Consider the following 25,984-nt stretch of genomic DNA (forward strand, 5'->3'; position numbering starts at 1 on the left):
GGGTAACAAAATTACGTGAGTGAACCATTATCCTTCGGTAACATTTTTATATGAGTTGACACGCGTTGGTTCCGATTCCTTGCGTTCAAAAATTTTTCATCCGTCCCCCCCCTTTACAGCTTCGCCTAAAAGTGTATAATGTATTAATGTTTCCCCCCAAAATTAATAATATTGCTGACGAGACGTGGCTCAGCTTGGTAGAGCGCTTGCTTCGGGAGCAAGAGGTCGCAGGTTCAAATCCTGTCGTCTCGATTCTTATGACACCAATATCGCGGTCTTAGGCCGCGATTTTTTATTGCCCTTTTAAGGCTGAAAGATCATGTACCAACTTCATGCACATCCACTGAACGGTGAAGTTACTTAAACTGACCCCATCCTCGCTTTCTAAAACAACTCTCAGAAGCTGCCCCGCATTGATCTTCTGCCAAGGAGTTGTAAATGTCGCATTTCTATGATGATTCCTGTAGTCTTCGTGCATCTTCTTCTCATCTTCATTAAAGAGGCCCTTAAGAACTTCCGGATGATCCACTTCAAAGCAAGCCACAATCCGATCAAATTTAACCTGAGCGTCGTTTCTAAGTTCCTCAAAGTTCGAAACGGGGATCTTCTTGGCTGAGTAGGTTTGAATAAGGAAATTCTCAACTTCTTGAAGAGAAGAATTTGTGGATTGATTTGGGGGGAGTTTGTTCATAGAGATCGGCTCCTTAACCAGAATTCAAAAAAAAAATGCTCTCCAGCGATGTTCCAAGTATACTATATGTTAAGAAGTACCCATTAGGAGGGATTCCAGTGAATATGTGGGAGAAACAAGAGAAAGATCAGCTTAAAGAGTATCAACGCAAGCCTTTCATCAATTTGGCGGATTCGATGAATCGTGCGGAAATCGGAGATTGGAACGCTTTAGCAAAAGGCGGTGTTTGGACCACCCTCGTCATCCTCGTCGGACTCCTTCTCTTCTTCTCCTTTAGATTCTAACAGCATTCGCACTGATTTTATCAGTTCCATCCTGCTTCGGCCTTCCAATTCTTCAGAAATGCTTCGGCTTTTTGCGGATCGACCTTGAGCAAGGTCCGATACTCCAGCATTTTGCGTAGAGTGTCCAGCATTTGATCGTACTCTTTCTTTTTGCCCTCAATCTCCTTCATCTTGCTTCGGATCCATTCGATGGTTTGTTCGTTCGTGCTCGTATGGGCATCGTGCTCCTGCAGCACATCCTTCAATTCAGCCAGCGAACAGCCGATAGATTGGAATTTCTTAATCATCCTCAAGCGCTCGATCGCTTCTTCTGAATAATTGCGGTAATTGTTGCTTTCCCGCTGAACATGCCGCTCATCCAGCAACCCTTCCTTTTCATAGAAGCGGATCGTATGAATCGTCAAACCCATTTTGTCGGCGAGTTCCTGAATTTTCATCTACTTTTTCTCCTTTGGCCGCTTGCCCTAGAGTTCACTCTATAGTTTATGCTATACCTGTTTCAGCAGTCAAATTGTGAAGGAGGAACTTGAGGATGCATGTTTTTGTTACAGGTGCCACCGGGTATATCGGCTCCGCGGTCGTACGGGAATTGACGGGTGCGGGACATTCTGTGACGGGTCTTTGTCGATCGGAAAAGAAAGCCGCAACACTACAGTCGCTGGGTGCAAAAGCGGTTTATGGAACACTCGAAGATCTCGATACACTGCGCGCTGCCGCGGAGACGGCGGACGGCGTCATTCATCTGGCGTTCACAAATGATTTTTCCGATTTTGAGGGCGCGCTGGCTCTCGATTTACGTGCCGTCGAAGCCATAGGAGCCGCGCTCGAAGGCTCAGGCAAGCCGTTCATTACGACAGCTCACGCCAATGGGCATACCGTCGATCAGGCGGTGCTTGCCATGGCGGATCGAGGAGTTCGATCGTCCGTTGTGACACTTGCACCATCTGTCCACGGTGAAGGCGATGGGGGATTCGTGCCCATGATGATCGATATCGCCCGGGCGAAGGGCTGCTCTGCTTATATCGGCGAAGGCACGAACCGCTGGCCAGCCATTCATCGCCTGGATGCAGCGGTTCTGTACCGTCGGGCGTTGGAATCCGCCCCGGCAGGTTCACGCTTGCTTGGCGCCGGCGACGAAGGCATTCAGCTTCGCGAGATCGCCGCTGTCATCGGACGGCAGTTAAATGTGCCTGTGGTCAGCATCACACCGGAAGAGGCTGAAGCCCATTTCGGTTTTCTGGGTGCCATTGCGCAATACGACATCACAAGCTTGTACAACACAGCGCAAGCAAGCCCAGCGACGCGGGAGCTTCTCGGCTGGAAACCGGTGCAACCCGGGCTGATCGCTGATCTTGAGTCAGGACACTATTTTGCATAAAAATAAGGATGCCCCACTAGCCCTTCACGGCTCTTGGGACATCCCTTTTCTACGACATTTTAAGCTCCGCCTTCGTCTGGAAACGTCCTCGCTCCTTAATCGGAAGCGGCAAGCCCATCTTCTGCAGCTCGGCGTAAATCCAATCCGCGTGGTACTCATAGACGATTTCTATTCTGTACTGCTGTTCTGCGTTGCGGGTTCCTGCCTCAACGGAATCGCTTCGTTCAAGATCAGCCTCGACCAGCAACTGTCGATGCTCGGCAAGCAGCTGTTGCAAAATCACCAAATGCTCATAGATGTGGCGATAGGATTCAATTTCTTTGCCGATGTGCTCCATCGATTCGCTGAGATCCCGAGTCAGATGGAATTCCTCTTTGCAGAGCTGATAATATTTCTCCAGACAAGCTAGCTCCGCACGAAAACTCTTCAAATCGACGGCTTCCCGACACGAAGTAATCTGCCCATATAAGTCAGCCATTCGCTTGGCGACAGATTTACGCGCCTTTTCCAAATCCGCCTCATGTTTTGGAGGAAAGACGACCAAATTGACGATCACCGCAACAGCAATCCCAACCAGGGTGTCCGTGATCCGGTTAATCCCATAAAAAATCGGACTTTCCCCCGGCTGAAGATTTAACATAATGGCTAAAAAAACGATACAGCCGATGGATATCGACTTATTCCAATTCAACAGATTGCAGACATAGATTACGACGATGACCCCTAACGCACAATATATGGCGTTCCCAGGTTCAATCATGGCGAAGCCTGCACCCACAATCGCCCCAACAAACGTCCCCATCGTCCGATGTTTCCCGGCCGTAAAGGAGTTGGCAACTGAATTTTCCATGGAAATGATCGTGGCGATCGCAGCGTAAAAAGGATATTCCAGGCGCAATAACGCTGCAACGATCACACACAAACAGATGGCTAGCCCCGTCTTGAGATTGCGTAAACCAATCGTCCATTTCAATCTCATCACTCCCCCCAATCAAACTCCGACCGTATTATAGAGGATGTTTTTGTTTCGCTTCAATTTCATTAAACATCACAAACCAGCTATTTTTGCGATAAATCGTGACATTTTCATGAAAATTTCTTGGAAACGAGGTAAAGCAGCCAGCATAACCCATTCCAATTCAACGGTTGTAATTATTTGGATCCCCGTGTATAGTAAACATGACAAATGGATATCGATCGACACTAGGGGAGCCGCAAGGCTGAGATGAATCGCAAGATTCGGACCCTTTGAACCTGAACGGGTTAAGACCTGCGTAGGGAAGTGGAGCGTAAAGCATGTATGAACCAGAACATAAGTCTATTTAGGCTTATTCCTTCTGTTGCTGAACTAGCCCCCTCCTTGCGGAGGGGGCTTTTTTGCATTGCATATCGAACCTCAGAGGGGATGAATATGACGAGCCAAAAAATAATGCTGAACACACCCGAACTGCATCTGATCTCCATCTCTCCTATCCACGTTTCCGAACTGCTTAGGGTGTCCCTCAGCGCCCTGCCCTACCTGGATTACATCCATGTACGGGATAAGCAGCTCACGGCGAAAGGTCAGCTGGAGGTCATTCAACAGATGCTGGAAGCCGGCATTCCGCTGTCCCAAATTGTCGTGAACGACCGCCTGGACGTCGCCTTGGCTGCTCGGGCCATGAATGTCCACTTAGCCGGCCACAGTCTTCCAGTGGATGCCGCTCGTCCGTTAGCCACTGGGATGCGCTTGGGCAGGTCGGTTCATTCGGCGGAAGAAGCGATGCAAGCCGCCGCAGATGGAGCGGATTATTGCCTGTTCGGTCATGTATACGATACGTTCAGCAAACCTGGACTTCCCGGCAGAGGACTGGCAGCACTCACGGCAACGGCTCAAGCTTGCCCGGTTCCGGTGATCGCCATAGGAGGCATCCGTCCGGACCATGCGGGAGAGGTCATCCGCTGCGGCGCCCAAGGGGTTGCCGTCATGACAAGCCTGTTCCATGCACCAGACCCGGCGGAAGAGGCCCAAGCATATCGCAAGGCAATGCAGGCAGCTTGGCTGGAAAGGAGGTGAACCCCGTGCAGGTTCGTCTGAATGGGAAAGAGACGACGATCAACGAAAGCTGTGTCACACTGGCCGATTTATTAGCAGAGCCCCCATGGAAGGACCGAAAGCTGTTGGTTGAACTAAACGGTACAGTTGTACGAAAGGAAGACTATGACGTGACCCCGTTATCGGATGGGGATCGTATTGAGCTAGTCCATTTTGTTGGGGGAGGTTGATCCTATGCAGGACTTATTCCATATTGGCGGCAAGGCGTTGTCCAGCCGTCTCTTTATCGGTACTGGCAAATATAACCGCAACACCTTAATTCCCGAAGTGATCGAACGTTCAGGAGCAGAAGTCATCACGGTCGCTTTAAGAAGAGTGAATCCCGATTGGGAGGAGGAAAATCTGCTGCATCATATTCCTCCACATATGACGCTGCTGCCGAACACTTCCGGTGCCCGCAACGCAGAAGAAGCAATCCGCATCGCAAGGCTGGCCAGAGCGGCGGATATGGGCAATTGGATTAAACTGGAGGTCATTCAGGATCAACGTTATCTGCTGCCAGACAACGTGGAAACCATTAAAGCAACCGAGGTACTGGCCGCAGAAGGCTTCGTAGTCCTTCCTTATATGAGCCCGGATCTATCGGCCGCGCTCCGGTTAAGGGATGCTGGAGCCGCTGCCGTCATGCCGCTCGGTTCACCGATTGGCAGCAACCGCGGCCTGCGGACGAAGGAATTGATTCAGATCCTGATCGAGGAATCAGGCCTGCCGGTGATCGTAGACGCCGGGATCGGCAAGCCGTCAGAGGCAGCGGAAGCGATGGAAATGGGCGCAGCGGCTGTCCTCTTAAATACGGCGATTGCAACCGCCCGCGATCCGCTGGGCATGGCTGAAGCGTTCCGCGCAGCCGTTATAGCCGGCAGATTAGCCCATCTGGCCGGGCTGGGACCGGTGGAGCAAAACGCGGTAGCCTCTTCCCCGCTAACCGGATTTCTGGATGAAGTGGAGGCCTAAGGGATGAGCTTCTATGACAAAATCCAATCCTGGGAAGGCTTCCCCTTTCCACAGCGGCTTCAAGGTTACAGCGATGCAGATGTAAGGCGGGCGCTTAGCAGGCCTAAGCTTGATGCGGAGGATCTGTTAGCCTTGCTGTCACCAGCGGCTGATCGACATTTGGAGGAGATGGCCCAACGGGCACAGCAGATCACCCAAAGCCAGTTCGGGAACGTAATCCAATTGTTTACCCCGATGTATGTGTCCGATTATTGTGTGAACCACTGTGAGTATTGCAGCTTTAGTTCGATCTATGATTTTCCGCGAAAAAAATTAGACATGCAAGAGGTCGAACGGGAAGCTGAAGCGATTGCGGCAACCGGGATCCGTCATATCCTGCTGTTAACCGGTGAATCCCGCAAAGATTCCCCGGTCGAATACTTAAGAGACTGCGTGAAGGTGCTGCGCAATTATTTTTCATCCATCGGCATTGAGGTGAACCCGCTGTCTGTCTCCGAATATCAGGAGCTAGCTGCGGCAGGCGTAGACAGCCTGACGGTATTCCAAGAGGTCTACCACCGGGAAACCTATGCCAAGCTCCATATCAAAGGCCCCAAGCGCAATTATCGAAATCGGCTGGATGCCCCGGAACGCGGATGTGCTGCAGGTTACCGGGCCGTGAATATCGGGGCATTACTTGGCTTGTACGATTGGAGACAGGAAGCCTTCTTTGCCGCCATGCACGCAGATTATTTGCAAACCAAGTATCCAGGTTGTGAGATCAGCTTATCGATTCCGCGCTTCCGCCCTTTTCTCGGAGATTACGAACCGGATGCCCAGGTGTCCGATCGGGCTTTGGTACAGGTGATGCTCGCCTACCGTCTCTTTCTGCCGCGGGCCGGGATCACCTTATCCAGCCGGGAGCCTGCCCGGTTACGTGACAGACTGGTTCACCTTGGGGTGACCAAGATGTCAGCTGGTGTATCCACGGCCGTTGGGGGCCACTCCAAAGGGGGCGGCACCCCGCAATTTGAAATTTCCGATGAGCGCAGCGTGGCTGAGATTCGGGAAATGCTCTATCATAACGGGCTGCAGCCCGTGTTTAAAGACTGGGATATCTTAGTCCCCATTGAAGGCTAAGGTGAACATCAATCGAGCCGGACCCTCCCTAATATCCAGGGAAATGTCCGGCTCATCTACTTATCCTATCAATGGAATAATGAAACGATCCATTCTGTCAGCGGTTTCCACATCTTTGGGTATTCCTGGTTGATCAAAGCCCTCACCTGTTCGGCCTGAACGTGGGTCAATTCGCCGTCTGGGATCGCCATTGAATAAGTTCCGCGTACAGCATCACCAATGGCGATGTGCCCGCTGGCATAACCTCCGACGGCAATCCTCGATGCGATCGCTAGGCCGCCAAAGGAATACACGCCCACGGCGAATCCGCCAAAAGCCAACACACCAACAGCGGCCCCTCCAGCTGCGATGAAACCGGCCGCAAAGCCGCCCAACGCTAGAATCAAGGCTAAGGCAATCGCAGCCAGACTTATCACCCCCGCCGCCAACACACCCAGACTTAAACCGCCAAGCGCAATGAGCCCCAGGGAGACAGCGCCGATGGAAATATTGCCGATCGCGATGATCCCTTTGGCGACGTACATCCCGCGCCCCACATTGATGTGCAGGAGCGGTACGCCAAACCAGGTTCTTTCACTTTTATATTCATAGTGATATCGATAGCGGAACATCGCCGATCCATTTGATTCCGGAGAAAGCTCCCTTTTTTCCGTTGGCACTCCCCGGACCAAATGATCCATGCTAACCTCAAACAATTCGCATAATGCGATCAGTTTATCCGTTTCCGGGTATGACTGACCCGACTCCCACTTCGAAACCGCTTGGCGTGATACGCCGATCGCTTCCGCCAGTTTTTCCTGGGACATTCCTTTTTGTCTCCGATAGTTCTGCAGCTTATCTGCAAAATCCATATTCTTCATCACCCCGCCTCCATCATAGCTGCTCCTCCGTCACCGATCGACCAAGCGAAGTTGGCAATCTGTCAACTACAGGTTGCGAATCGCTAAATACCAGCTTTATTGCTCGGGAAATAGTCGATTTTCCTAAGTATAAACGAGCCGGGAAATCGGTTCCGTGATATTTTCAGCAGCTATGGAGAACAGGAAGTTAACGGAGAGGTAACCGTCGGAACGCCAATAAAATAAGCAGCAGCATCCCGATATACCCAAACATGGGATACAGGTAGGTTAAAAGGGAAGAAAAACCAGCCTGGCTGATCACAAAGCAAGCAAGCAGGATCATCACCATGGTCATGTTTTCAGGCACCTTATAGAGGCTATGCAGCTGTCTTGTGACGCCAAAGACATTGCCGATCAGGGTCGTAAATATTTCGCCATAGAGCACTAACAGAAACAGCACATGCAGAAACGGGCCGAGGTCCTGTACAATTTCCGCCATCGGAATATCGTAACCTAGCATTTCTGGCATTCGGGAGTTCAATGCGAAATGGTAGATCAGCAGCATAGAGCCAAGCCCGATACCGCCCCAGAAGCCTCCCCATTTTAAGGTACTCTCCTCTTGAATCTCACTCCCCAACGGAATTAACACAGCCTGGATAAATGCAAAATTAAGCGCAGCATACACAAATGGGCTCAGTACCCACTTGTAACTTTGCAATTGTTGCAGCTGAAAGCCGTTGATCCCAAACAGTCCTTCCGGCTCAATCGCGCGAAACGCGATCAAGCTCGTAAATAGAAGAATCATCGGCACGACCAGCACATTCACCACGACGATACCGTTCATCCCCCGTGTCATCACCAGATAGCTCAGGACGATACTCACGATGATTCCGAGCTGATAAGGCAGCTGAAGCTGCTCAGCAAAGATTGACCCGGTGCCGGACAACATGACGGCGGTAACCCCCAGCAGGATCAGCAGGGTCAGGAAGTTAGCAACCTTGCCGAACAAGGAGCCAAACAAATGATCATTAAACTCTTGGTACGAAAATGCCTGGATTCGATGGGCATAGATCATCATTTTTGTCCCTAACCACATGAACAGCAGCGTCGAAACAATAATCCCGGCAGCGCCAACCGAACCATATAGGGTAAAAAATTGCATAATCGATTGTCCCGAAGCAAAACCGGCGCCAACCACCGTACCGATGTAAGTTACGGCAATTTGAAATATTTTGACCCATCGATGCTTCATATTGCCACCATCATTTCCATTTTTTGAATTGTTCCAATTTCATCCTATGTCCAAGCTCCTCCATCTATTCTTCTAAGAAAAAAAGAGGAATCTTCCGCCATCATGCAGTACATTTAGGAGGGAAGGTAATTTTAATGACACGGAGGGATCTAAGTGAAATCGTTCTATCAAAATTGGAAATTGGATCCCGAGCTTCCGATGGACATTTACCAAAGCAAGAATATTACGTTTTATCCCCATTTCCATGCTGAAATCGAGTTTATTTATGTCCGCTCCGGCGCCATTCGAATTGGGGTGAATGAAGAGATCCGCTTGCTTCGGCAAGGCGACATGGTCATCTGCGGCAGCAACGATATCCACTATTTTGACAGCCGGGAGTTGGAGTCGGAAATCATTATTCTGATCTGTAAACCGGAGTGGATTACGATGACCAAAAGCTGGCCGTCCGACTTCCGCTTCACCTCCCCCTATATTCCAGCAGGTACTCCAGGGCTTGAAACCGTAAAAACGATCTTAGACGAGCTGATCCAGGAAAAAGACGAAAAGAAACCCGGCTACCCCTTGCTGCTGAAAGCTGGAATCTTAAAGCTGTGCGGCAGCCTGCAAAGAGCGTTGGACACGCTGCCCATGGACCGCACCACGAAGGAGAAGTATGAGTCCCGCCGGGCTCGGATGCAGCAAATTTTGTCCTATATCGAGGACCATTACCGGGAGGAATTAAATGTGGAGGTGATGGCGAAGCGTTTTTCCATGGAGCCCTCCCATTTCAGCCGTTCCTTCAAAGCTGCCATCGGCATGAATTTTAAAACTTACCTCAACACAGTTCGCGTCCTCAGCGCGGAGCATCAGCTGTTGACCAGCGAACTCAGCATTATGGAAATCGCTCTTGAGTGCGGCTTCAGCAGCATTCGCACGTTTAACCGCGTGTTTAAGGAGCTGCGGGGCTATGTCCCATCCAGCCTGCGTCCCTCACGATAGTCGAACGGCAATGCAGGGAATGGGAAAACGCATATTTTGTCCAGATATACGCATAAACTGGCGAGAGATTGCAAGGAAATCTAATTATAATGGGTTTGAAAAAGTTAAATTTTAAAAACTTTGACTATACCCGCGAAACGGAGGAATTCGATGAACCCGCTGCGAGTTGGAATGATCGGTTATAAGTTTATGGGCAAAGCCCACAGCAACGCCTACCGGGCGCTGCCGATGTTTTTCCCTGACGCCTTAAAGCCGGAGATGGCTGTATTATGCGGCCGGAACGAAAAAGCGGTGCAAGAGGCAGCAAATCAGCTGGGATGGCGCGAAACGACGACGGATTGGCGAGAGCTCGTCGCCAGAGACGATATCGACCTGATCGACATCAATGCCCCCAGCGACGCCCATAAGGAAATCGCGTTGGCGGCAGCGAAGGCAGGTAAGCATATTTTTTGCGAGAAACCGTTAGCGCTTACATTGCAGGATGCCCGGGAGATGCTGGCTGCGGCTGAAGCCGCAGGCGTCGCTCATATGGTCGGCTTCAACTACCGTTTCTCGCCGGCCGTCCGGTTAGCGAAGGAGCTGGTACAGAGCGGCCGACTCGGACGGATCTACCATTTCCGGGCCTGGTTCCTGCAGGATTGGGTCATGGATCCGTCCTTCCCGCTGGTTTGGCGGCTGCAGAAGGATATTGCTGGATCAGGGTCCCATGGCGATTTAGGGGCGCATCTGATCGATCTCGCTCACTATCTGGTTGGGGACATCCAGGAAGTGATTGGCATGAGCGAGACGTTTATTAAGGAACGGCCGCTCGCGGAGAATATGACCGGTCTTAGCGCCAAGAGCAGCGCCGATGCGCCGAAGGGACCAGTCACGGTCGATGACGCTACGCTGTTCCTGGCCCGCTTCACTAACGGTGCATTAGGCAGCTTTGAGGCCACGCGGTTTGCCGCGGGTCATCGTTCGACGAATGCGTTTGAAATCAACGGCAGCTTGGGCAGCGTAAGATTCGACTTCGAGCGGATGAATGAGCTTGAGGTATACTTCACCTCCGACGATGCTGATGTCCAAGGCTTCCGGCGTGTGCTCGCTACCGATCCGGTTCACGCTTATGCCGAAGCTTGGTGGCCGCCAGGGCACACGATCGGGTTCGAACATACGTTTACGCACGAGGTGCTGGAGCTGACTTCGGCCATTCGGGAAGGCCGTCAGCCGGTGCCAAGCTTCCGTGAAGGCGTGCAATGCCAGGCTGTGCTGGAAGCGGTAGAACGCTCGATTGAAGATCGGCGCTGGGTCGCGATTTCTGAAATGTGATGGACACGTTACTCTAACGGACCACAGGGAGCTTATTTGCCGATTTCCCGGCAATTTCCCGCTGTAACGGACTCCAATGACCTTACCGGCCGATTGCGGCGAACACGGGGCTGATTTTTTTCGAAATAAGGTCTCCTCGGTCCGTTAGAAATCCCGGAGGTGCATGTGTAAGTTGATAACGCCTTTGGTGTCCGTTAGCTTAGATCCAACAACTAATCACGAGAGAAGGAATTAAGAAATGAAAAAAGCTTTAATCGTTTGGGGCGGCTGGGACGGACATGAGCCGGAGCAGGTTGCCAGCATCTTTGCCGGCGCTTTGCGGGAGCACGCCTTTGAGGTGGAGGTCTCCGATACGCTGGAGGCTTTTGCCGATGCGGAGAAGCTCCTCGGTCTTGATCTGATTGTCCCGGTATGGACGATGGGAACAATTGAACAAAAGTTCGTCAATAACGTATCCGCGGCGGTACAAGCCGGAACCGGATTAGCTGGCTGCCATGGTGGAATGTGTGATTCGTTCCGAAACAATGTCGACTGGCAATTTATGACCGGCGGACAATGGGTAGCCCACCCGGGGAATGACGGAGTCGAGTACAAGGTGGAGATTATCGCCAATTCCAGCCCGCTGGTGGAGGGAATCGAAGACTTTTATGTGAAAACGGAGCAATATTACCTGCATGTCGATCCTGCCGTTGAAGTGCTCGCCACGACGCGCTTCCCGGTCGTTGACGGACCCCATCGTCTGAACAAGCCGGTGGATATGCCAGTGGTCTGGACTAAGCGCTGGGGAGTTGGACGCGTGTACTATAACTCGCTGGGACATCATGCTGACATCGTCGACCTGCCTCCAGTGAAGGAAATGATGACCCGCGGGATGCTGTGGGCGGCAGAAGGCAAACGCCTTGCAGTCGAGTCACTTGGTGAAAATGCACGGATTGACAGCAATTACACGGGCATGGGGGACAGCCAATAATGGACAAAATCAAAGTAGGGATTATCGGCTGCGGCAAAATCAGCGGCATCTACATGGAGAATTGTGCTAAGTTCGAAGCGCTTGATCTCGTCGCCTGCGCCGACCTCGACTTGAACCGGGCGCAGGAGCAGGCCAAGCAATATAACGTCCCCTTTGCTTGCACGGTTGACGAGCTGCTGCAGGATCCTGACATCCAGATCGTCATTAACTTAACAATTCCGGCAGCCCATGCCGAGGTTTGCCTAAAGGTGCTGGAAGCCGGTAAACATGTATACGTGGAGAAGCCGCTGGCTGTCACCCGCGAGGAAGGCTTGGCCGTTCTCGCCGCGGCCCGCGAGCGTGGACTGATGGTCGGCAGCGCGCCGGAAACGTTCTTTGGCGCCGGCATCCAAACAGCCCTGAAGCTCATCCAGGACGGGGCGATTGGCCGGCCGGTCTCAGCGGCGGCATTTATGATGAGCCGCGGCCATGAGTTCTGGCATCCGGATCCGGAATTTTATTATGCCAAAGGCGGCGGCCCGATGTTTGATATGGGCCCCTACTATTTGACCGCACTTATTCAACTGCTGGGGCCGATTAAGCGGATCGCCGGCATGACCGGCAAAGCGCTGGAACAGCGTACCATCACCAGCGAGAAAAAGTATGGGCAAAAGATCCCGGTCGAAGTCCCGACCCATGTCACCGGCACGCTGGAGTTTGCGCAAGGCGCGATCGCTACGCTCACGACCAGCTTTGACATCTTTGGCGGCAGTACACTTCCGCCAATCGAAATTCACGGGACAGAAGGCACCCTACTTGTGCCGGATCCTAACACTTTTGGCGGCCCGGTGAAGTTCCGCAGGATCGGCGAAGAAGCCTGGACCGAAGTGCCTTTACTCCCGGGCTACGCCGAGAACAGCCGCGGCATCGGCCCAGCGGATATGGCCAGCGCTTTACTGCACGGGCGGCCGCACCGCGCCACCGGCGAGCTTGCCTATCATGTGCTGGAGGCCATGTGGGGCTTCCATGATGCTTCCGATACGGGCACCTTCTATCAAATGCAAAGCACCTGCACTCCGCCGGCAGCGTTGCCTCTGAATCTGAAGCCGTATCATCTCGACGAATAGCGAAGAACCCCCGACTTCATACAAGTTCGGGGGTTCTTTTTTTACGAATAGTCCAAACTCTGCCCCCCATATAGTTGAACAGCAAGGATGGAGAGGAATGGGGAGAACGATGGTGGAGCGGAAACAACGTCCATTTATTTTTGTGTCGATTCGGGCATCAACGATTCGGAATTTCATTATCCTGGATTTGATCACCGGAACGGGGCTGTACTACCTGATCAAAGTGGCAACTGCCAGCGTGCTGCTCGGCTCGATGGGAAGTGCTGTCGGAACGGAGGTGATGAAGCGAATTCGTGTGATAAGGTTGTTTCACAAAAATCGCAGCATCTTGCCTGTAAGAAAAAAATCAATCGACGTACATTCTAAGTCGACAGACCGCGTTTAGCGGATGTTTTTCTTGCGATATCAGGATGCCAATCCCCGGAGTTTGTACTTTCTGATATCTTAAAAAAAAGGCTGACCGCCGATACCCCGGCGATCCGCCTTTTTTCATCCGGCGGGTTCCACCTCGCCGCGAATTACAACACTGCCGACGTGCCGCCGTCGATGTTCACGGCGGTACCCGTCACATAGGATGCCGCTTCGGACACCAGGAAGGTGATGACCTTCGCCGCCTCCTCCGCTTGGCCAATTCGGCCCAGCGGGATGCCATGGCGCGGATCGGTTGCAAACTGCTCCCAGGTCAGCTCCGGTGCAGCTTGACGCCATTTCCGTTCGATCTGGTCGCTGCGGACAAGCCCAATGCATACCGCGTTCACGCGGATCTTGTCAGCTGCCAAATCCTTGCTCATCGCCTTCGTTAAGGCCAGACCAGCAGCTCGGCTGACCGATGTTGGCAACGAGGAAGCGCCCGGAGTTTTACCGCCAATCGCCGTGACGTTCAAAATCGCCCCGCCCCCTGCTTTACGCAGATGGGGCAGTGCGGCCCGGGCGAAATTCACCGCGCCCAGCAGCTTCAGATCCAAATCCGCCCCCCAAGCTTCGGCCTCCACCTTCTCAAACGGAGCCGCCGCTGAGGTACCTGCATTGTTGACGAGAATATCAAGTCCGCCAAAATGCTGGGCTGCCTGCTCGACGACCCGGCGGGCATCATCACCCGAAGTGGCGTCAGCGACAAGGACAAGCGGCTCCGTCCCCGTCTTCTCACGGATCGCCTTAGCCGCTTCCTGCAACGGCCCTGCGTTCCGCGCCACGATAGCGACCTGGGCACCTTCCGCAGCCAACGTGATGGCGGTTGCCAGCCCAATCCCTTTGCTGCCGCCGGTAATGATGGCCCGTTTTCCTCTCAATCCAAGATCCAAGTGAATCCCTCCTCGACAACATTTTTTATGATGGATGAAGGTGATGATTCGAAATTATGATAAATCTTTGGCCTTCAGGTACTCCGCTTTATAGGCAGCGGCTTTCTGGGCAATCAAGGAGAAATCTCCCCGCTTCACCGCTTCGTTCGTCAAATCCGAGCCGATTCCCACAGCGACCGCACCCGCTTGGATCCATTCGCCGAGGTTCGCCAGCGAAACCCCGCCGGTTGGCATAATATTCGCCTGCGGCAACGGTCCTTTGATCGCCTTGATCATAGACGGATCGTACAAGTTGCCCGGGAACAGCTTCACGATGTCCGCCCCCAGCTCCAATGCCTCCTGGGTTTCCTTGATCGTCATACATCCAGGCATCACCGGGATGCGGTACCGGTTACACAGCGTCACCGTGTCACGGTTCAAAGATGGCCCGACAACGAACTGAGCGCCGCTTAAGATCGCAGCCCGCGCCGTTTCAGGATCCAGCACCGTACCTACGCCGATAATCGCGTATCGTGATTCGTCCTGGGTGTCCCAGCTGTATTTTCGCGCCAATTCCTCAATCGCCCGCAAAGCAAACGGAACCGTCATCGTCACTTCGATGACTTTAATACCGCCGGCAATGGCCTGCTCGGCCATTTGCACGACTTCCTCCGGGGTTTCTCCGCGAAGGACGGCGACAACGCCTTCCTGTACGATTTTTTGCACAAGCTGCAGCTTCTTCATTCCTTAACCCTCTTTCCCATCAACATTGTTCTTTATACCTTACATCGAATAAGAATACGACTCCAAATTCACACGCTCGCCGTTTATCCACCGATCCCCTGGAAGCCCGGGACCTTTGACGCTTAACGTAAGCTGGATTCCTTCGGCATAGGTGGTATAGGAGGCATCTATCCTGCCCGTGCGAACATCTGCTGTAAAGCGTGGGGCATGGGACTTCATCGTTAATATGAAATCATCCAGGCTCTTAATTCCCCGCTCGCCTGCTTCCGGAAGGCCTATCGCCTCCACCACAATGCCCACGCAGCAGCCTTCCACCTCGACCTGGAGATAGCCGCTCCGCTCTCTCACCTGATAATCTCCCGACACATATACAGCAAAAAACGTCTCTTCAACCTTTCCGAATATACCATTCGCGGTAAATCGCCATTCTCCTTCCGGAAGCACGCCATTAACCTGCCCGGGTACCTTCTCTGGCAGCGAGTAGACCGCCATTACGACATTATGATGATACAGGACTTCCGTCCATTCGCTCTGATGGCGCGGGTCGTTACCGCTGGGATCATATCCTTTGCCGGGATGGAAAAAGTACAGCTGATTGCCCTTCTCGCCGCGGACCGGCAAGCTGTACAGCCATCTCAGCTGCTCATTGTCGAATTCTTCGACTCTCTCCCACAGTCCGCCTACCGCGAAGTGATCGGTCAGGTAGGCATAAGAATGGAGCCGCTGCTTAACGCCGCCGATCTCCTTGAGGAAGGCTGCCATGGTTTCGGCAGGCTTGTCACGCGCCAACGCTCGCACGCGAGCTGATGCAGGAGCCTCATAGAATAGAAGCCCGGCATACTCGGTGCGCGGCATCGCTTCCGGCAGCTCGAAATCGCCGAACTGCACATAGTCGTGCAGCACGTTGGCGTCCCGCGGTGCATCATGCGGCCAACCACGGGCATGGGCGCCAACCCATGCTCCCTTGAAATAATAAGTAGCCCGAATCGTCCATAGATGGTCTAACATCTCAGCCAGCTCGGCCTTTACCTCCGCATCCTCCATCAGCACCCAAGCGCAGGTGTACGCCTGAATCCAGTGCCAAAACCACGGCAACGCGCCGTATTCCGCCATCCCCTCAAGGCGCAAACGAGCCAACGTTTGCCGTAAACATTCCTTTCCGTCGGCAAACAACGCCGCATCTCCATAACGCTGCCCCAAGATCAGCTTCGCAGCCGTGTACTTCGCCTCATGATGGTTATATTCCCGCAAAGGCTGGCGATAGAAGTCGCTTCGATAGACATGCGACAGCGCGTCCTCGAAGCGGGCTGCCAATTCCGGGCTTAGCTCTACCCCATAGCGGTGCATGAAATACACCATCAAACTGCCCATGAGCTCGACCGGGAGTACATGCGGCTTAGCCTGCTCCGGTGTTGGATCCAGTCCCAGCGGCCAGTGTCCGTACGTCGGGCTGGACGCCGCCTGATCCTGGAGTTGAAGCACGCGCAGCAACACCCGCTCAGCGAGCCGCTTACCTTCCGTCCGATCAAATGGCAGCGTTTCGTCCGGATCTACGGCAGCGGCAAATAAATAGGAGGCGTAATAATAGTTGTCCCGGATATCACCATGAAACCACAGCCCGCTTTCCCGAAGTGGTTGCCGCCAAGCGGTCGTTGCGACTTTTCGAACGATTGTCTTCATTCGAGCTTGATACAGATTCATCAAACGTACCCCTTCCCCCACATCCTACCATGGTTTCCATCGTGGCTAAAGCCGATGAATCCACGATTTCCTACGGTAAACATCTGAAATTCGCATCTTCATTCGAAATGGTGCAATAGGGTGCGACCTCTTGCCAAATGAACCTAAATGGATTAATCTGAACCTATATGAACATTATACACCAAAATGAACGTGAAAAGGAGAGATTTTACATGGAACGTCGTTACGCTTCGCATCCCCAAGAGGTCAAGCAATTTGATACCGACCGTCTGCGCAAGGAATTCCACATTCCCACCTTGTTTACGCCGGATCGATTAGAGCTGGTGTTGACACACGAAGACCGGCTGATTATCGGAGGCGCGAATCCGGTACAGCAGGATGTCAAACTGGAGACGGATCTCAAAGAGCTGGGCGTCTCCTACTTCCTCGAACGTCGTGAGCTTGGTGCCATTAATGTAGGCGGACCAGGATCGATTATTGTCGACGGAACGGAATACGAGCTGAACAACAAGGATTGCTTGTACGTCGGCAAGGGCTCGCGTGAAGTGATTTTCCGCAGCAAGGATGCTTCGAAGCCAGCGAAGTTCTATTTGAATTCGGCACCGGCGCATAAAGAGTTCCCTACAGCAAAAACAACGCTGGCTGAAGCGGAATCCGGAGCGCTGGGCTCGATCGAAAACTCCAATGAGCGCACGATCCACCGGTTTATCCACGAGAACGGCATTCAAAGCTCCCAACTCGTGATGGGGATGACCCAACTCAAGACCGGCAACATGTGGAACACGATGCCTGCCCATGTTCACCCTCGCCGGATGGAGGCTTATATGTATTTTGATCTGGCAGAAGACGCTGTGGTCTTCCACCTGATGGGTGAGCCGAACGAAACTCGTCATCTCGTTGTGCGTAACGAGCAAGCGGTCATCTCGCCAAGTTGGTCGATTCACAGCGGGGTAGGAACCAGCAATTATACGTTCATTTGGGGGATGGCCGGCGACAACAAAGCTTATGCCGATATGGACGCCGTTCCGATGAAAGACTTGAGATAAGAAAGAGTGAAAGCTTGCATGAATCCGATTCGACGTTATGAAAAAATTATGGAGGTTCTGCTGACACAAAAGGAAGTCACGGTAGCGCAACTAAGCGAAAGCTTGGGCGTGACCGGCAAGACGATCCGGGAGGATCTCGCCAAGCTGGAGGAACAAGGGCTCCTGGTTCGTGTACATGGCGGAGCCGTGCTCGCCCAAAGCGATCAGTATGGGATTCTGCCGTCCAAAGAGCCGCTGACCAAGCATGCGGATGAGAAGAAGGACATCGCCCTCCTCGCCCTCCATCATATCCAAGAAGGCGATATCATCGCACTGGACGGGGGGAGCACTACGCTGGAAATCGCCCGGCGGCTGGAGAATCGTCCGCTTACCGTCATCACCAACGACGTATATATCATCAGCGAGCTGGCGGCCAAAGACCAGATTCGTCTGGTCGTACCCGGAGGCTACCGCGTCCGCAACATGCTGGCCGGACCCGAATCGGCGGCGTACGTGCGTCAGTTGAATATCCAGAAAGCCTTTATCTCGGCTACCGGCATTCATCCGGAACACGGACTGTCGATTTACACCGGGGATTTGATTGACTTCAAGCGGGCGTTGATCGAAACATCTCGCGAGGCGATCGCCGTCTTAAATCATCAAAAGTTCGGGCAGACGGCGCTCCGCACCTTCGCCTCGTTGAGCGAAATCTCGCGGATCCTTACCGATCGGGGACTGCCCGCCGAGTCCGCGCTGCCGTATGAACGTGCCGGCGTAACGATCGAATACGCAACGAAATAAACGAAAGCGGTTTGATGGGAGGAGCGTAAACATATGCATCAACTTTTTGACTTAACGGGCAAAACTGCCCTGGTTACCGGGGCTTCCGGCGGACTAGGCCAGGGGATTGCAGTCGGACTAGCCGAAGCGGGGGCCGACGTCGTTTGCGTCTCGCGCACCAGCAGTGCGGAAACGGTCAGCCAAATTGCAGCCTTAGGCCGGAAAACGACGGAAATCGTTGTCGACCTCAGCGAGCATGACAAGCTGCAGGAAACCTTTGATGAAGCGCTCCAATTAACGGGGGCGGTCGACATTCTGGTAAACAACGCCGGAATTATTCGCCGGACACCAGCGAAGGATCACAGCGAAAAGGATTGGATCGACGTCATCCAACTGAACTTGAACACCGTGTTCTTGCTCTCGCAGATCGCCGGACGCCATATGATTGAACGCGGCAGCGGCAAAATCATTAATATCTGCTCGATGCTCTCCTACCAAGGCGGGGTCAACGTGCCCGGCTATACGGCCAGCAAGCATGGGGTCGCCGGCTTAACGAAGGCATTCGCCAACGAATGGGCTTCCTATGGCGTACAGGTGAATGGCATCGCACCCGGCTACATGGTAACGGACAATACCGCGCAAATCCGGGCCGACGAGAACCGGAGGGCTTCGATCACGGATCGGATTCCTGCCGGGCGTTGGGGAACGCCGGAGGATCTAAAAGGGCCGGCCGTCTTCCTCGCCTCCGCCGCCTCAGACTATATGAACGGCCATATCCTTTGCGTTGATGGAGGATGGATGGCGCGGTAATATCATCGAATTTCGCCTGCCTTATTGGCAGGCTTTTTCTATGATGGGGCATTTCGTAATCTTGCTTTTCCTTTCGCTCCCCGTGGCGCCTTGATCTTGGTCAAGGTATACTAGGGCTGGGGGTGAAGCCATGACAATCCATACCGGGTCCCGGACTTACCAGACCGCAAACGATGCCCAGTGGCAAGCGATTCTCGCCAATGATGCTGCACAGGACGGCCAATTCTTCTACGCGGTGGTCAGCACGGGCATCTTCTGCCGCCCGTCCTGTAAATCAAGGCCGCCTAAGCGGGAGAACGTTCTCGTCTTTGCTACTGCGGAGCAAGCGCGTGCTGCCCATTTCCGCCCCTGCAAGCGCTGCAAGCCGGAAGGACTGCGGTTGCCGGATCAAGAGTGGGTCGAACAGATCGCGGATTACATCGACCGCCACTATCCAAACAAGCTCACCCTGGAAATGCTGGCTGAAGAATGCCATGGCAGCCCGTATCATTTGCAACGAACCTTCAAACGAGTCATGCACATGACACCAACGGAATACCTGGTGCGGCGGCGAATCGATGAGGCGAAGCGCGCTTTGGCAGAACGGGAGTCGCAGCGAACTGTGGCTGAAATCGCCCGGGAAGTCGGGATTGGCAGCGCTGCTTATTTGATCACCCTATTCAAGAAAATGACCGGCATTACGCCGAATGAATATCGCAAAATGCAAACGGAGGTGTAAGCGCCATGACAACCGTTACAGCCGTTCAAACCTCACCGTTATACTGGTCACGGCTTCAGGAACCCGCATGGAGCCTTTATCTTGCTGCTACCGAGCAAGGTCTGGCTTTCGTTGGTTCGTCCGGCGGCACGTTGGATGAACTGACCGCCTGGGCGAGCCGGCGATTCCCCGGCCGTACACTGACGCAAGATGACCAACGACTGGCTCCCTATGCCGACGAACTGGCCGCCTATTTACGCGGCGAACTGCAGCGTTTTACCCTCCCTTACGACTTGCACGGAACCCCGTTCCAACAGGACGTCTGGCAGGCGTTATGCGCCATTCCGTTCGGGCAGACCCGCTCCTATTCCGACATTGCGGAGTCGATCGGCAAGCCCGCTGCCGTTCGTGCCGTGGGAGCCGCGATTGGCGTAAATCCGCTGCTGATCACGGTTCCATGCCACCGCGTGATCGGCAAGAACGGGGCGCTTACCGGCTACCGCGGGGGTCTGGAGATGAAGATGCGACTGCTGGAGCTGGAACAGGCCGTATTTGTTGGAGGCAGCCGGTGAATCCCAACGACCATCCGCGGGTAGCTGCCGCCTATACAACGCCCAAAACGTTGTTAAACAAAGGGACCGGATTTCTCTCCCATTACTCCCATTCGCTGAACCCTTATGCCGGATGTGCCTTCGGTTGCTCCTATTGCTATGTACGTCAGCTGCCGGTGGCCTTATTTCGCAAGCGGGAATGGGGATCGTGGGTGGACATCAAGCATCACGCGGCTGAGCTTCTCCGCAAAGAACTGCGCAAAGCCAAAGCTAAAGGTCCGGTTACGATCTTTATGTCCTCCAGCACCGATCCTTACCAACCTGTAGAAGCGAAGGAGCAAATCACCCGATCGTTGCTCGAGGTGATGGTAAGCGAACCCCCCGACTTTCTGCTGGTACAAACCCGTAGTCCCCTCGTCACTCGGGATATCGATCTGCTGCTGCAGCTCAAGCATCGGGTGCGTGTCAGCTTAACGATTGAGACGGACCGGGAGGACATTCGCCGGGCGTTTACGCCATATGCTCCGCCGATTGCCGCGCGTCTGCGCGCCGGACAGCAGCTGGCTGAGGCTGGAGTGCCGGTTCAAGCCACCCTTGCTCCAGTGCTTCCCAGCACCGAGCAATTCCCGTCCAAGCTGCGTCTATGGGCCGATCGCGTGTGCCTGGACGACTATTTTATGGGAGATGGAAGTGGAGGCACCCGCACCGCCAAGCTGGGCATTCACTCGATCTATGAACAGCTGGGCCTCGCATCGTGGTATTCACCGGACGCCTACCAAATCGTACATGAGCGTCTGCTGCAGGTTTTTCCCAAACATCAAGTGTTTCTTAGTCAGGAGGGGTTCGCCCCCTAATGACAGCAAAACCGCCGGAGACAAAGCTCCTGCGGTTTTCTATTACCGTATAAATGATCACGTTAACATTAAGGCCCAAACGACACCGTTCACAGTAAAGAAATGAGCTCTCTACCGCTCCACATGCCCTTTGCCGGACAAGAGACGTTCAATCTCCGCCGCGCTCGGCAACCCTTCCCAATCGCCTACGGCCTGAATGACCTGAGCGCCAACCAGATTCCCGAGACGAACGGCTTCTACCATGCTGTACCCGCGTACGACTCCAGCCAGAAATCCGGCGCAAAATCCGTCGCCCGCTCCTACCGTATCAATCACCTGTTCCACCTTAAAATACGGCACCGCGTTCAGCTGCCCTTGCTCCAGCACGTAGGTACAATCATCCCCGCCTTTGATAATACTGATCGCAGGCAACTCCTGCAGCTTGCCGATCATCGTATCCATCGAATCGGTCTCGTACAACAGCTTTAACTCATCCAGCCCGGGCAGGAAATAATCCGCTTTCATCGCCAACGGCAGTAATACCTTCCGTGCGTCCTCAATGCTCCACAGCTTTAATCGCAAATTCGGATCGAAGCTCACCTTCACCCCATGCCGCTTGGCGATATCCATCGCCGCATGGGCCGTTTCCACGCAAGAAGCGCTAAGTGCCGGCGTAATGCCGGTCAGATGCAGAACCTTAGCTCCGGCAATGTACGATTCGTCCAGATGCTCCGGGCGCATGAAGCTGGCCGCCGATAACTTGCGGTAGTAATAGACCGAGCTTTTGCCTGCCACATTTTCCCGTACCATCATGCCCGTCGGGGCTTCGTCCGTCAACATCGCACGGGACACGTCAACGCCTTCGCCGCGGATGGCCTTCAGAATACGCCGGCCAAACGGATCGTCCCCCAAGCGGCCGCACCATCCGGAGGTTTGGCCCAGTCGGGCTAATCCGATCGCTACGTTGGACTCCGCCCCCCCAAAGGATGGCGAGAGAGCGCTTGCATATTCGAGCCCTTTGCCCCCCTCCGCGATCAATAAAGCCATGCTTTCGCCAAAGGTGACCACTTCGGGGCTTCCCAGGTTCGGGCGAGTTTCACTTAACTGCTGCATGTTCAGATCCACACCTTCTTTTGGAGTCAATTTTATTACCATTATCTCATGTCCGGGATCGGAAAACTATCAAAAAAAAAAGCCAATCCATCGATACGGGTTCCCCCGGATGAATTGACTTGGTCCCTGCCAAGCTGCATCTTATGTTCTGGTGTCTTATTAACCCCCTACTCCGTTTTCGTACACTGTAATAGGGCCGTTGTGACTGATGCTGCCGAATACTCCAGAACCTAAACTAATCAACAAAGCGAACGCCACTGCCCACTTCCGCAACCTTCAACACCTCCCTCATCAAAGATTCGTACTGCTGGAGTTGCACTTGTGTCGCGAAGCTTCGATGTTGCTCGAATAGCGGAACCATTTTTATGAAAAATTCCTTGTTATTCAGAGAAACCGCGTATTGGAGCGCGTAAATCAACTTCTCCAAACCTTCCTCAATCTCCTGTTTGCGCAGCAGATAAATCGCCAGCTGATAGTTAAGGTCCAAGAAGCGGTCTTTATTTATAGCGGAAACATAGTGATTGGGATAAAGGCTATATAAATCCGTATTCATCGGAAACTCTTTTAATACGTCGTCAATTAGAAAACCGTTGATGTTCGCGGCTTCGACAATGATCCTCAGGCTCGGCAGCACTTCATACGGATGCTCTCTGAGCATCTGGATATATTCCGGAAGAATCGCTTGGTTCCCATTTAAAATCTCCAGATTGTAGCGGTTCGCTCTGGCCCAGACTTTAAATTTCTCCACTTCTTTGAAGCCCGTTTCGTCCAAGCCCTCAAACCAGCTTAAATCCGCGTATTCAGCAACACACTGCAGCGCTTCCTCATACCTGCCCAGATGCTCCAATGCCGCGCCCTTCAGCAGATATCCTTGGCCATAGTAAACCACCAGGTGACGCTCACAACGCAGCTCCCGATCCCATTGAGCAGAGGAGGCCTTCCAGCTCGTTTCATAGATTCGGCGGGCCAGCGTTTGCAGCTCCTCGGCAAATCTCACGACATACATCCATTTTTGCAATGCGTAATAGGTGTTCCCTAATTGCAGCAGCCCATCGAGCTGAAGATCCTCAGGAAGTCGGTTGCGATAGGGCTCGAACCAGGTGGCAGTCCGCAGGTTGGATTCCGCGTCATCCCCCAGATTCATCCGGAACAGGCGGTATTGGCTGATTGCCAGTCGTTCTGAGTGCTGGTACTTCTCGTTTTCGCAGACGGAATGGTAGAAGAGCTTTGCAGCATCGCGGTATCCTTCTTCGTAAAGCTCCTCCCCCAGATCAAAAATCATCGGAAGATACGATAAGTCCTCGGTTAAGCGAGATAACACTTGATCAATGCAAGCCAATTCGCCGATCTCCGCGCAGCGATGCAGAAACGCTTTTAACCTTCGACGGTTGGGATGGTCTGAATCGATACATTCCTCCACATACAAGGGATAATACGACCCGATCGGCTGTTCCAGCGCTTGGGTGATCAGGTCCAACTGACCGATAGAGATCGGTTTAGGGGGATTTCCGTTCAAGATGGCGCTGAGCGTTCCCCGGTTAATTCCCGAACGGCGAGAGAAGCTGTGCAAGGAATAGCCCTTCCTTTCCAGCTGATCGCTGATCACGGAACGAATCGTGGGTTCTTTCATGGAATCTCCCTCCTTTGCGATCTCCTTATATTTTTACACATTATACGGAACTCCGAACAAGCGGTCAATTCAAAGAGAAGAGCCTCCCGTGATCGGGAAGCTCCCACTGTCGATGCTAGACTTCCAAGATGGAAGGCATAATATGCGGCGTCCGGCCCACTTCTTTGGCAAAATACCGCCGAAGTTGCTGCTGCGTCGCGCGCAGCCAGGCGTTATGATCGTAAGGCTCCTTCTCGCCAAGGCGGTTCAGGTTCCGCTTCAACAGCGCCTCCGCCCGCCGCAGCAACGGTCTGGCATCTTGCATATAAACGAAACCGCGCGAGACGATGTCTGGTCCAGCTAAAATTTGCCGTGTCTTACGGTCGACTGTCATGACGACGATGACAATCCCTTCCTGAGCCAGCTCCATCCGTTCGAGCAACAGGGTGTCTTCATGGGTAGGACGCATTTCCCCGTTACTGATGAGCACTTGTCCTGAAGGAATCGTGCGCCCGCGTTTGGCTCGGTTCCGGTACACCGACAACGTATCCCCGATGTTCATGATGAAGATGCGATCCTCAGGAATTCCCGTTTGCAGCGCCAAATCGCGATGGCTGAGCAGCATCCGGTACTCGCCGTGGATCGGAATGAAATATTTAGGCCGAATAAAGCTGAGCATCAGCTTCAGATCCTCTCGGCAGCCGTGCCCGGACGTATGGATATCGAAGATCGAGCCGTAAATGACGTTGGCACCTGCGCGAAGCAGCAGGTCGATGCTGCGGTTAATATTTTGCGCATTGCCAGGAATCGGCGAGGATGAGTAAATTACCGTGTCTCCCGGATAAACCTGGACATTCCGATGCGCACCCGAGGCAATTCGGCTGAGCGCCGCGTTAGGTTCACCTTGGCTGCCGGTGCAGACAATAAGGATCTGCTCCTCCGGGTAACGGTCGATGTGCTTCACATCGATCAGCATCCCTTCCGGAACGCGGATATAGCCCAAATCCTGACCGATGGCGAATACCTTTTCCATACTGCGGCCGATAACTGCAATTTTGCGGTTGACGATCGTGGCCGCTTCTACCACCTGTTGAAGCCGATGCACGTTCGAGGCGAAGGTGGCGAACAAGATCCGCCCCCGGCAGCCGCGGAATGACTCTAGGATAGCGTCACCAACCCGGCGCTCCGAAGGGGTAAAGCCTTCTTTCTCACTGTTGGTGCTGTCAGCAAGCAATGCCAACACGCCTTCTCCCCCGACGCTGGCCATCTTAAACAGATCCGCCGGACGGTCCTCCGGGGTGAAGTCGAATTTGAAATCACCGGTATGAACGATAGATCCGTAAGGAGTATCCACGACAATGCCAAAGGCATCGGGAATGCTGTGCGTCGTCCGGAAAAAATGCACGGCCAGATGCTTAAAAGCATACCGATCATTTTCGTGGAACACATGCAGCTCTGCTTGCCCAAGCAACCGATGCTCCTCCAATTTGGCTTTCACTAAGCCAATTGTTAACGGACCGCCGTAAATCGGCAGCTGCAGTTGGCGCAACACATACGGGATCGCTCCGATATGATCCTCATGACCGTGAGTCAGGAAAAGCCCTTTCATTTTATGCTTGTTCTCAATCAGATAACTGATGTCCGGAATAATGCAATCAATGCCCGTCAAACGGGAATCCGGGAACTTAAGCCCCGCGTCAATTAATATAATTTCGTCTCTGAACTCGATGCCATACATATTTTTTCCGATTTCCCCGATCCCGCCGAGGGAAAAGATCCGAACAGGTGGAGGTGACGGCTTCGAACGCCGGTTTGTCTTAACTGGTTTAGTTGCTGCTACATTCATTAGGTCGATAATCCTCTC

Annotated in this window: 28 protein-coding genes, 1 tRNA gene and 1 riboswitch; of the genes, 18 read left to right on the top strand and 11 right to left on the bottom strand. The window is 53.3% G+C overall.

Annotated elements, in window-relative coordinates; genetic code table 11:
• Positions 1–178: 178 nt before the first annotated feature.
• Positions 179–252, top strand: a tRNA-Pro gene (locus PBA01S_RS07335).
• Between the two features lie 40 nt (positions 253–292).
• On the opposite strand, the gene PBA01S_RS07340 is transcribed toward PBA01S_RS07335, so the two are convergent.
• Positions 293–691 (bottom strand): hypothetical protein, encoded by a 399-nt coding sequence (locus PBA01S_RS07340; RefSeq protein ID WP_127575698.1) that lies wholly within the window; start codon positions 689–691, stop codon positions 293–295.
• 98 nt (positions 692–789) lie between these two features.
• Here PBA01S_RS07340 and PBA01S_RS07345 point away from each other — a divergent pair, with 98 nt between their 5' ends.
• A complete protein-coding gene (locus PBA01S_RS07345) occupies positions 790–975 on the top strand; it encodes a hypothetical protein (RefSeq protein ID WP_016311409.1) in 186 nt (61 codons plus the stop codon).
• A gap of 20 nt (positions 976–995) precedes the next feature.
• On the opposite strand, the gene PBA01S_RS07350 is transcribed toward PBA01S_RS07345, so the two are convergent.
• Entirely contained in the window at positions 996–1,412 is a 417-nt protein-coding gene (locus tag PBA01S_RS07350) for a MerR family transcriptional regulator (RefSeq protein ID WP_127575699.1), read from the bottom strand.
• Between the two features lie 95 nt (positions 1,413–1,507).
• On the opposite strand from PBA01S_RS07350, the gene PBA01S_RS07355 reads away from it, so the two are divergent.
• The gene (locus tag PBA01S_RS07355; protein ID WP_127575700.1) at positions 1,508–2,353 is read left to right on the top strand and encodes an SDR family oxidoreductase; all 846 of its coding nucleotides are present in this window, start codon (positions 1,508–1,510) and stop codon (positions 2,351–2,353) included.
• Positions 2,354–2,402: 49 nt separating this feature from the next.
• Here PBA01S_RS07355 and PBA01S_RS07360 read toward each other — a convergent pair whose 3' ends face one another.
• Positions 2,403–3,332 (bottom strand): FUSC family protein, encoded by a 930-nt coding sequence (locus tag PBA01S_RS07360; RefSeq protein ID WP_255315309.1) that lies wholly within the window; start codon positions 3,330–3,332, stop codon positions 2,403–2,405.
• A gap of 216 nt (positions 3,333–3,548) precedes the next feature.
• A riboswitch (TPP riboswitch) is annotated at positions 3,549–3,651 on the top strand.
• Between the two features lie 113 nt (positions 3,652–3,764).
• Between PBA01S_RS07360 and PBA01S_RS07365 the strand changes: the two genes are divergently transcribed.
• From PBA01S_RS07365 to thiH, 4 genes are read left to right on the top strand one after another with little or no spacing between them, the layout of a single operon-like run.
• Positions 3,765–4,409 carry a thiamine phosphate synthase gene (locus PBA01S_RS07365; RefSeq protein ID WP_164744116.1) on the top strand — a complete coding sequence of 215 codons (645 nt, stop codon included), beginning with the start codon at positions 3,765–3,767 and terminating at the stop codon, positions 4,407–4,409.
• 5 nt (positions 4,410–4,414) lie between these two features.
• On the top strand, positions 4,415–4,618 hold the full coding sequence (gene thiS, locus PBA01S_RS07370; RefSeq protein ID WP_016311405.1) for a sulfur carrier protein ThiS: 204 nt from the start codon (positions 4,415–4,417) through the stop codon (positions 4,616–4,618).
• A gap of 4 nt (positions 4,619–4,622) precedes the next feature.
• On the top strand, positions 4,623–5,402 hold the full coding sequence (locus PBA01S_RS07375) for a thiazole synthase (protein WP_016311404.1): 780 nt from the start codon (positions 4,623–4,625) through the stop codon (positions 5,400–5,402).
• 3 nt (positions 5,403–5,405) lie between these two features.
• Positions 5,406–6,521, top strand: a complete 1,116-nt coding sequence (gene thiH / locus PBA01S_RS07380; RefSeq protein WP_127575702.1) for a 2-iminoacetate synthase ThiH — start codon at positions 5,406–5,408, stop codon at positions 6,519–6,521.
• Positions 6,522–6,589: 68 nt separating this feature from the next.
• Here thiH and PBA01S_RS07385 read toward each other — a convergent pair whose 3' ends face one another.
• Positions 6,590–7,381, bottom strand: a complete 792-nt coding sequence (locus tag PBA01S_RS07385; RefSeq protein ID WP_198032046.1) for a helix-turn-helix domain-containing protein — start codon at positions 7,379–7,381, stop codon at positions 6,590–6,592.
• A gap of 187 nt (positions 7,382–7,568) precedes the next feature.
• Positions 7,569–8,612, bottom strand: coding sequence for a YkvI family membrane protein (locus PBA01S_RS07390; RefSeq protein ID WP_085278012.1), 1,044 nt, complete (start codon positions 8,610–8,612; stop codon positions 7,569–7,571).
• 153 nt (positions 8,613–8,765) lie between these two features.
• Here PBA01S_RS07390 and PBA01S_RS07395 point away from each other — a divergent pair, with 153 nt between their 5' ends.
• The 5 genes from PBA01S_RS07395 (at position 8,766) to PBA01S_RS23095 (ending at position 13,362) form a co-directional block, all read left to right on the top strand.
• Positions 8,766–9,590 carry an AraC family transcriptional regulator gene (locus PBA01S_RS07395; protein ID WP_028539712.1) on the top strand — a complete coding sequence of 275 codons (825 nt, stop codon included), beginning with the start codon at positions 8,766–8,768 and terminating at the stop codon, positions 9,588–9,590.
• A gap of 150 nt (positions 9,591–9,740) precedes the next feature.
• Positions 9,741–10,901: a Gfo/Idh/MocA family protein gene (locus tag PBA01S_RS07400; RefSeq protein WP_127575703.1), complete on the top strand. Its 1,161-nt coding sequence runs from the start codon at positions 9,741–9,743 to the stop codon at positions 10,899–10,901.
• Between the two features lie 238 nt (positions 10,902–11,139).
• Entirely contained in the window at positions 11,140–11,871 is a 732-nt protein-coding gene (locus tag PBA01S_RS07405; RefSeq protein ID WP_016311397.1) for a ThuA domain-containing protein, read from the top strand.
• Complete coding sequence (locus PBA01S_RS07410; protein ID WP_028537447.1) at positions 11,871–12,977, top strand: Gfo/Idh/MocA family protein; 1,107 nt, start codon at positions 11,871–11,873, stop codon at positions 12,975–12,977. Before PBA01S_RS07405 ends, PBA01S_RS07410 begins: the two co-directional genes overlap by 1 nt.
• A 97-nt stretch (positions 12,978–13,074) precedes the next feature.
• Positions 13,075–13,362 (top strand): hypothetical protein, encoded by a 288-nt coding sequence (locus tag PBA01S_RS23095; protein ID WP_016311395.1) that lies wholly within the window; start codon positions 13,075–13,077, stop codon positions 13,360–13,362.
• Between the two features lie 133 nt (positions 13,363–13,495).
• Here PBA01S_RS23095 and PBA01S_RS07420 read toward each other — a convergent pair whose 3' ends face one another.
• Genes PBA01S_RS07420 through PBA01S_RS07430 form a run of 3 tightly spaced genes read right to left on the bottom strand, consistent with a single transcriptional unit; the run spans position 13,496 to position 16,702 of the window.
• The gene (locus tag PBA01S_RS07420) at positions 13,496–14,278 is read right to left on the bottom strand and encodes an SDR family NAD(P)-dependent oxidoreductase (RefSeq protein WP_016311394.1); all 783 of its coding nucleotides are present in this window, start codon (positions 14,276–14,278) and stop codon (positions 13,496–13,498) included.
• A 54-nt stretch (positions 14,279–14,332) separates the two neighbouring features.
• A complete protein-coding gene (locus PBA01S_RS07425; RefSeq protein ID WP_127575704.1) occupies positions 14,333–15,001 on the bottom strand; it encodes a bifunctional 2-keto-4-hydroxyglutarate aldolase/2-keto-3-deoxy-6-phosphogluconate aldolase in 669 nt (222 codons plus the stop codon).
• A 39-nt stretch (positions 15,002–15,040) separates the two neighbouring features.
• Positions 15,041–16,702 carry a hypothetical protein gene (locus tag PBA01S_RS07430; RefSeq protein ID WP_085168830.1) on the bottom strand — a complete coding sequence of 554 codons (1,662 nt, stop codon included), beginning with the start codon at positions 16,700–16,702 and terminating at the stop codon, positions 15,041–15,043.
• A 212-nt stretch (positions 16,703–16,914) separates the two neighbouring features.
• On the opposite strand from PBA01S_RS07430, the gene kduI reads away from it, so the two are divergent.
• From kduI to PBA01S_RS07460, 6 genes are all read left to right on the top strand, one after another.
• Positions 16,915–17,748: a 5-dehydro-4-deoxy-D-glucuronate isomerase gene (kduI, locus tag PBA01S_RS07435; protein ID WP_028537446.1), complete on the top strand. Its 834-nt coding sequence runs from the start codon at positions 16,915–16,917 to the stop codon at positions 17,746–17,748.
• Between the two features lie 18 nt (positions 17,749–17,766).
• Entirely contained in the window at positions 17,767–18,528 is a 762-nt protein-coding gene (locus PBA01S_RS07440) for a DeoR/GlpR family DNA-binding transcription regulator (protein ID WP_016311390.1), read from the top strand.
• A 33-nt stretch (positions 18,529–18,561) separates the two neighbouring features.
• A complete protein-coding gene (kduD, locus tag PBA01S_RS07445; RefSeq protein ID WP_127575705.1) occupies positions 18,562–19,317 on the top strand; it encodes a 2-dehydro-3-deoxy-D-gluconate 5-dehydrogenase KduD in 756 nt (251 codons plus the stop codon).
• A 130-nt stretch (positions 19,318–19,447) separates the two neighbouring features.
• Positions 19,448–20,035 (top strand): bifunctional transcriptional activator/DNA repair enzyme AdaA, encoded by a 588-nt coding sequence (locus PBA01S_RS07450; protein ID WP_127575706.1) that lies wholly within the window; start codon positions 19,448–19,450, stop codon positions 20,033–20,035.
• A 5-nt stretch (positions 20,036–20,040) separates the two neighbouring features.
• Positions 20,041–20,586 carry a methylated-DNA--[protein]-cysteine S-methyltransferase gene (locus PBA01S_RS07455; RefSeq protein ID WP_085168821.1) on the top strand — a complete coding sequence of 182 codons (546 nt, stop codon included), beginning with the start codon at positions 20,041–20,043 and terminating at the stop codon, positions 20,584–20,586.
• The gene (locus PBA01S_RS07460) at positions 20,583–21,419 is read left to right on the top strand and encodes an SPL family radical SAM protein (RefSeq protein WP_051416780.1); all 837 of its coding nucleotides are present in this window, start codon (positions 20,583–20,585) and stop codon (positions 21,417–21,419) included. Before PBA01S_RS07455 ends, PBA01S_RS07460 begins: the two co-directional genes overlap by 4 nt.
• Positions 21,420–21,530: 111 nt before the next feature.
• Here PBA01S_RS07460 and PBA01S_RS07465 read toward each other — a convergent pair whose 3' ends face one another.
• From PBA01S_RS07465 to rnjA, 3 genes are all read right to left on the bottom strand, one after another.
• Positions 21,531–22,511 (bottom strand): sugar kinase, encoded by a 981-nt coding sequence (locus tag PBA01S_RS07465; RefSeq protein ID WP_036624304.1) that lies wholly within the window; start codon positions 22,509–22,511, stop codon positions 21,531–21,533.
• A gap of 235 nt (positions 22,512–22,746) precedes the next feature.
• Positions 22,747–24,141 carry a helix-turn-helix domain-containing protein gene (locus PBA01S_RS07470; RefSeq protein ID WP_036699032.1) on the bottom strand — a complete coding sequence of 465 codons (1,395 nt, stop codon included), beginning with the start codon at positions 24,139–24,141 and terminating at the stop codon, positions 22,747–22,749.
• Between the two features lie 115 nt (positions 24,142–24,256).
• Positions 24,257–25,966: a ribonuclease J1 gene (gene rnjA, locus PBA01S_RS07475; protein WP_016311383.1), complete on the bottom strand. Its 1,710-nt coding sequence runs from the start codon at positions 25,964–25,966 to the stop codon at positions 24,257–24,259.
• Positions 25,967–25,984 lie beyond the last annotated feature (18 nt).

It is taken from the genome of Paenibacillus barengoltzii NBRC 101215, from assembly GCF_004000745.1.
In the GTDB taxonomy this organism is placed as follows: domain Bacteria; phylum Bacillota; class Bacilli; order Paenibacillales; family Paenibacillaceae; genus Fontibacillus; species Fontibacillus barengoltzii.

Excerpts from the sequence above, each read along its gene's own strand:
- PBA01S_RS07340 (WP_127575698.1), bottom strand. The coding sequence starts at position 691 with ATGAACAAACTCCCCCCAAATCAATCCACAAATTCTTCTCTTCAAGAA.
- PBA01S_RS07385 (WP_198032046.1), bottom strand. The coding sequence starts at position 7,381 with ATGAAGAATATGGATTTTGCAGATAAGCTGCAGAACTATCGGAGACAA.
- PBA01S_RS07440 (WP_016311390.1), top strand. The coding sequence starts at position 17,767 with ATGAATCCGATTCGACGTTATGAAAAAATTATGGAGGTTCTGCTGACA.
- PBA01S_RS07410 (WP_028537447.1), top strand. The coding sequence starts at position 11,871 with ATGGACAAAATCAAAGTAGGGATTATCGGCTGCGGCAAAATCAGCGGC.
- PBA01S_RS07355 (WP_127575700.1), top strand. The coding sequence starts at position 1,508 with ATGCATGTTTTTGTTACAGGTGCCACCGGGTATATCGGCTCCGCGGTC.
- PBA01S_RS07390 (WP_085278012.1), bottom strand. The coding sequence starts at position 8,612 with ATGAAGCATCGATGGGTCAAAATATTTCAAATTGCCGTAACTTACATC.
- PBA01S_RS07450 (WP_127575706.1), top strand. The coding sequence starts at position 19,448 with ATGACAATCCATACCGGGTCCCGGACTTACCAGACCGCAAACGATGCC.
- PBA01S_RS07375 (WP_016311404.1), top strand. The coding sequence starts at position 4,623 with ATGCAGGACTTATTCCATATTGGCGGCAAGGCGTTGTCCAGCCGTCTC.
- PBA01S_RS07365 (WP_164744116.1), top strand. The coding sequence starts at position 3,765 with ATGACGAGCCAAAAAATAATGCTGAACACACCCGAACTGCATCTGATC.
- PBA01S_RS07455 (WP_085168821.1), top strand. The coding sequence starts at position 20,041 with ATGACAACCGTTACAGCCGTTCAAACCTCACCGTTATACTGGTCACGG.
- PBA01S_RS23095 (WP_016311395.1), top strand. The coding sequence starts at position 13,075 with ATGGGGAGAACGATGGTGGAGCGGAAACAACGTCCATTTATTTTTGTG.
- PBA01S_RS07425 (WP_127575704.1), bottom strand. The coding sequence starts at position 15,001 with ATGAAGAAGCTGCAGCTTGTGCAAAAAATCGTACAGGAAGGCGTTGTC.
- PBA01S_RS07430 (WP_085168830.1), bottom strand. The coding sequence starts at position 16,702 with ATGAATCTGTATCAAGCTCGAATGAAGACAATCGTTCGAAAAGTCGCA.
- PBA01S_RS07360 (WP_255315309.1), bottom strand. The coding sequence starts at position 3,332 with ATGAGATTGAAATGGACGATTGGTTTACGCAATCTCAAGACGGGGCTA.
- kduI (WP_028537446.1), top strand. The coding sequence starts at position 16,915 with ATGGAACGTCGTTACGCTTCGCATCCCCAAGAGGTCAAGCAATTTGAT.
- thiH (WP_127575702.1), top strand. The coding sequence starts at position 5,406 with ATGAGCTTCTATGACAAAATCCAATCCTGGGAAGGCTTCCCCTTTCCA.
- kduD (WP_127575705.1), top strand. The coding sequence starts at position 18,562 with ATGCATCAACTTTTTGACTTAACGGGCAAAACTGCCCTGGTTACCGGG.
- PBA01S_RS07350 (WP_127575699.1), bottom strand. The coding sequence starts at position 1,412 with ATGAAAATTCAGGAACTCGCCGACAAAATGGGTTTGACGATTCATACG.
- PBA01S_RS07400 (WP_127575703.1), top strand. The coding sequence starts at position 9,741 with ATGAACCCGCTGCGAGTTGGAATGATCGGTTATAAGTTTATGGGCAAA.
- PBA01S_RS07405 (WP_016311397.1), top strand. The coding sequence starts at position 11,140 with ATGAAAAAAGCTTTAATCGTTTGGGGCGGCTGGGACGGACATGAGCCG.
- PBA01S_RS07470 (WP_036699032.1), bottom strand. The coding sequence starts at position 24,141 with ATGAAAGAACCCACGATTCGTTCCGTGATCAGCGATCAGCTGGAAAGG.
- PBA01S_RS07465 (WP_036624304.1), bottom strand. The coding sequence starts at position 22,511 with ATGCAGCAGTTAAGTGAAACTCGCCCGAACCTGGGAAGCCCCGAAGTG.
- rnjA (WP_016311383.1), bottom strand. The coding sequence starts at position 25,966 with ATGAATGTAGCAGCAACTAAACCAGTTAAGACAAACCGGCGTTCGAAG.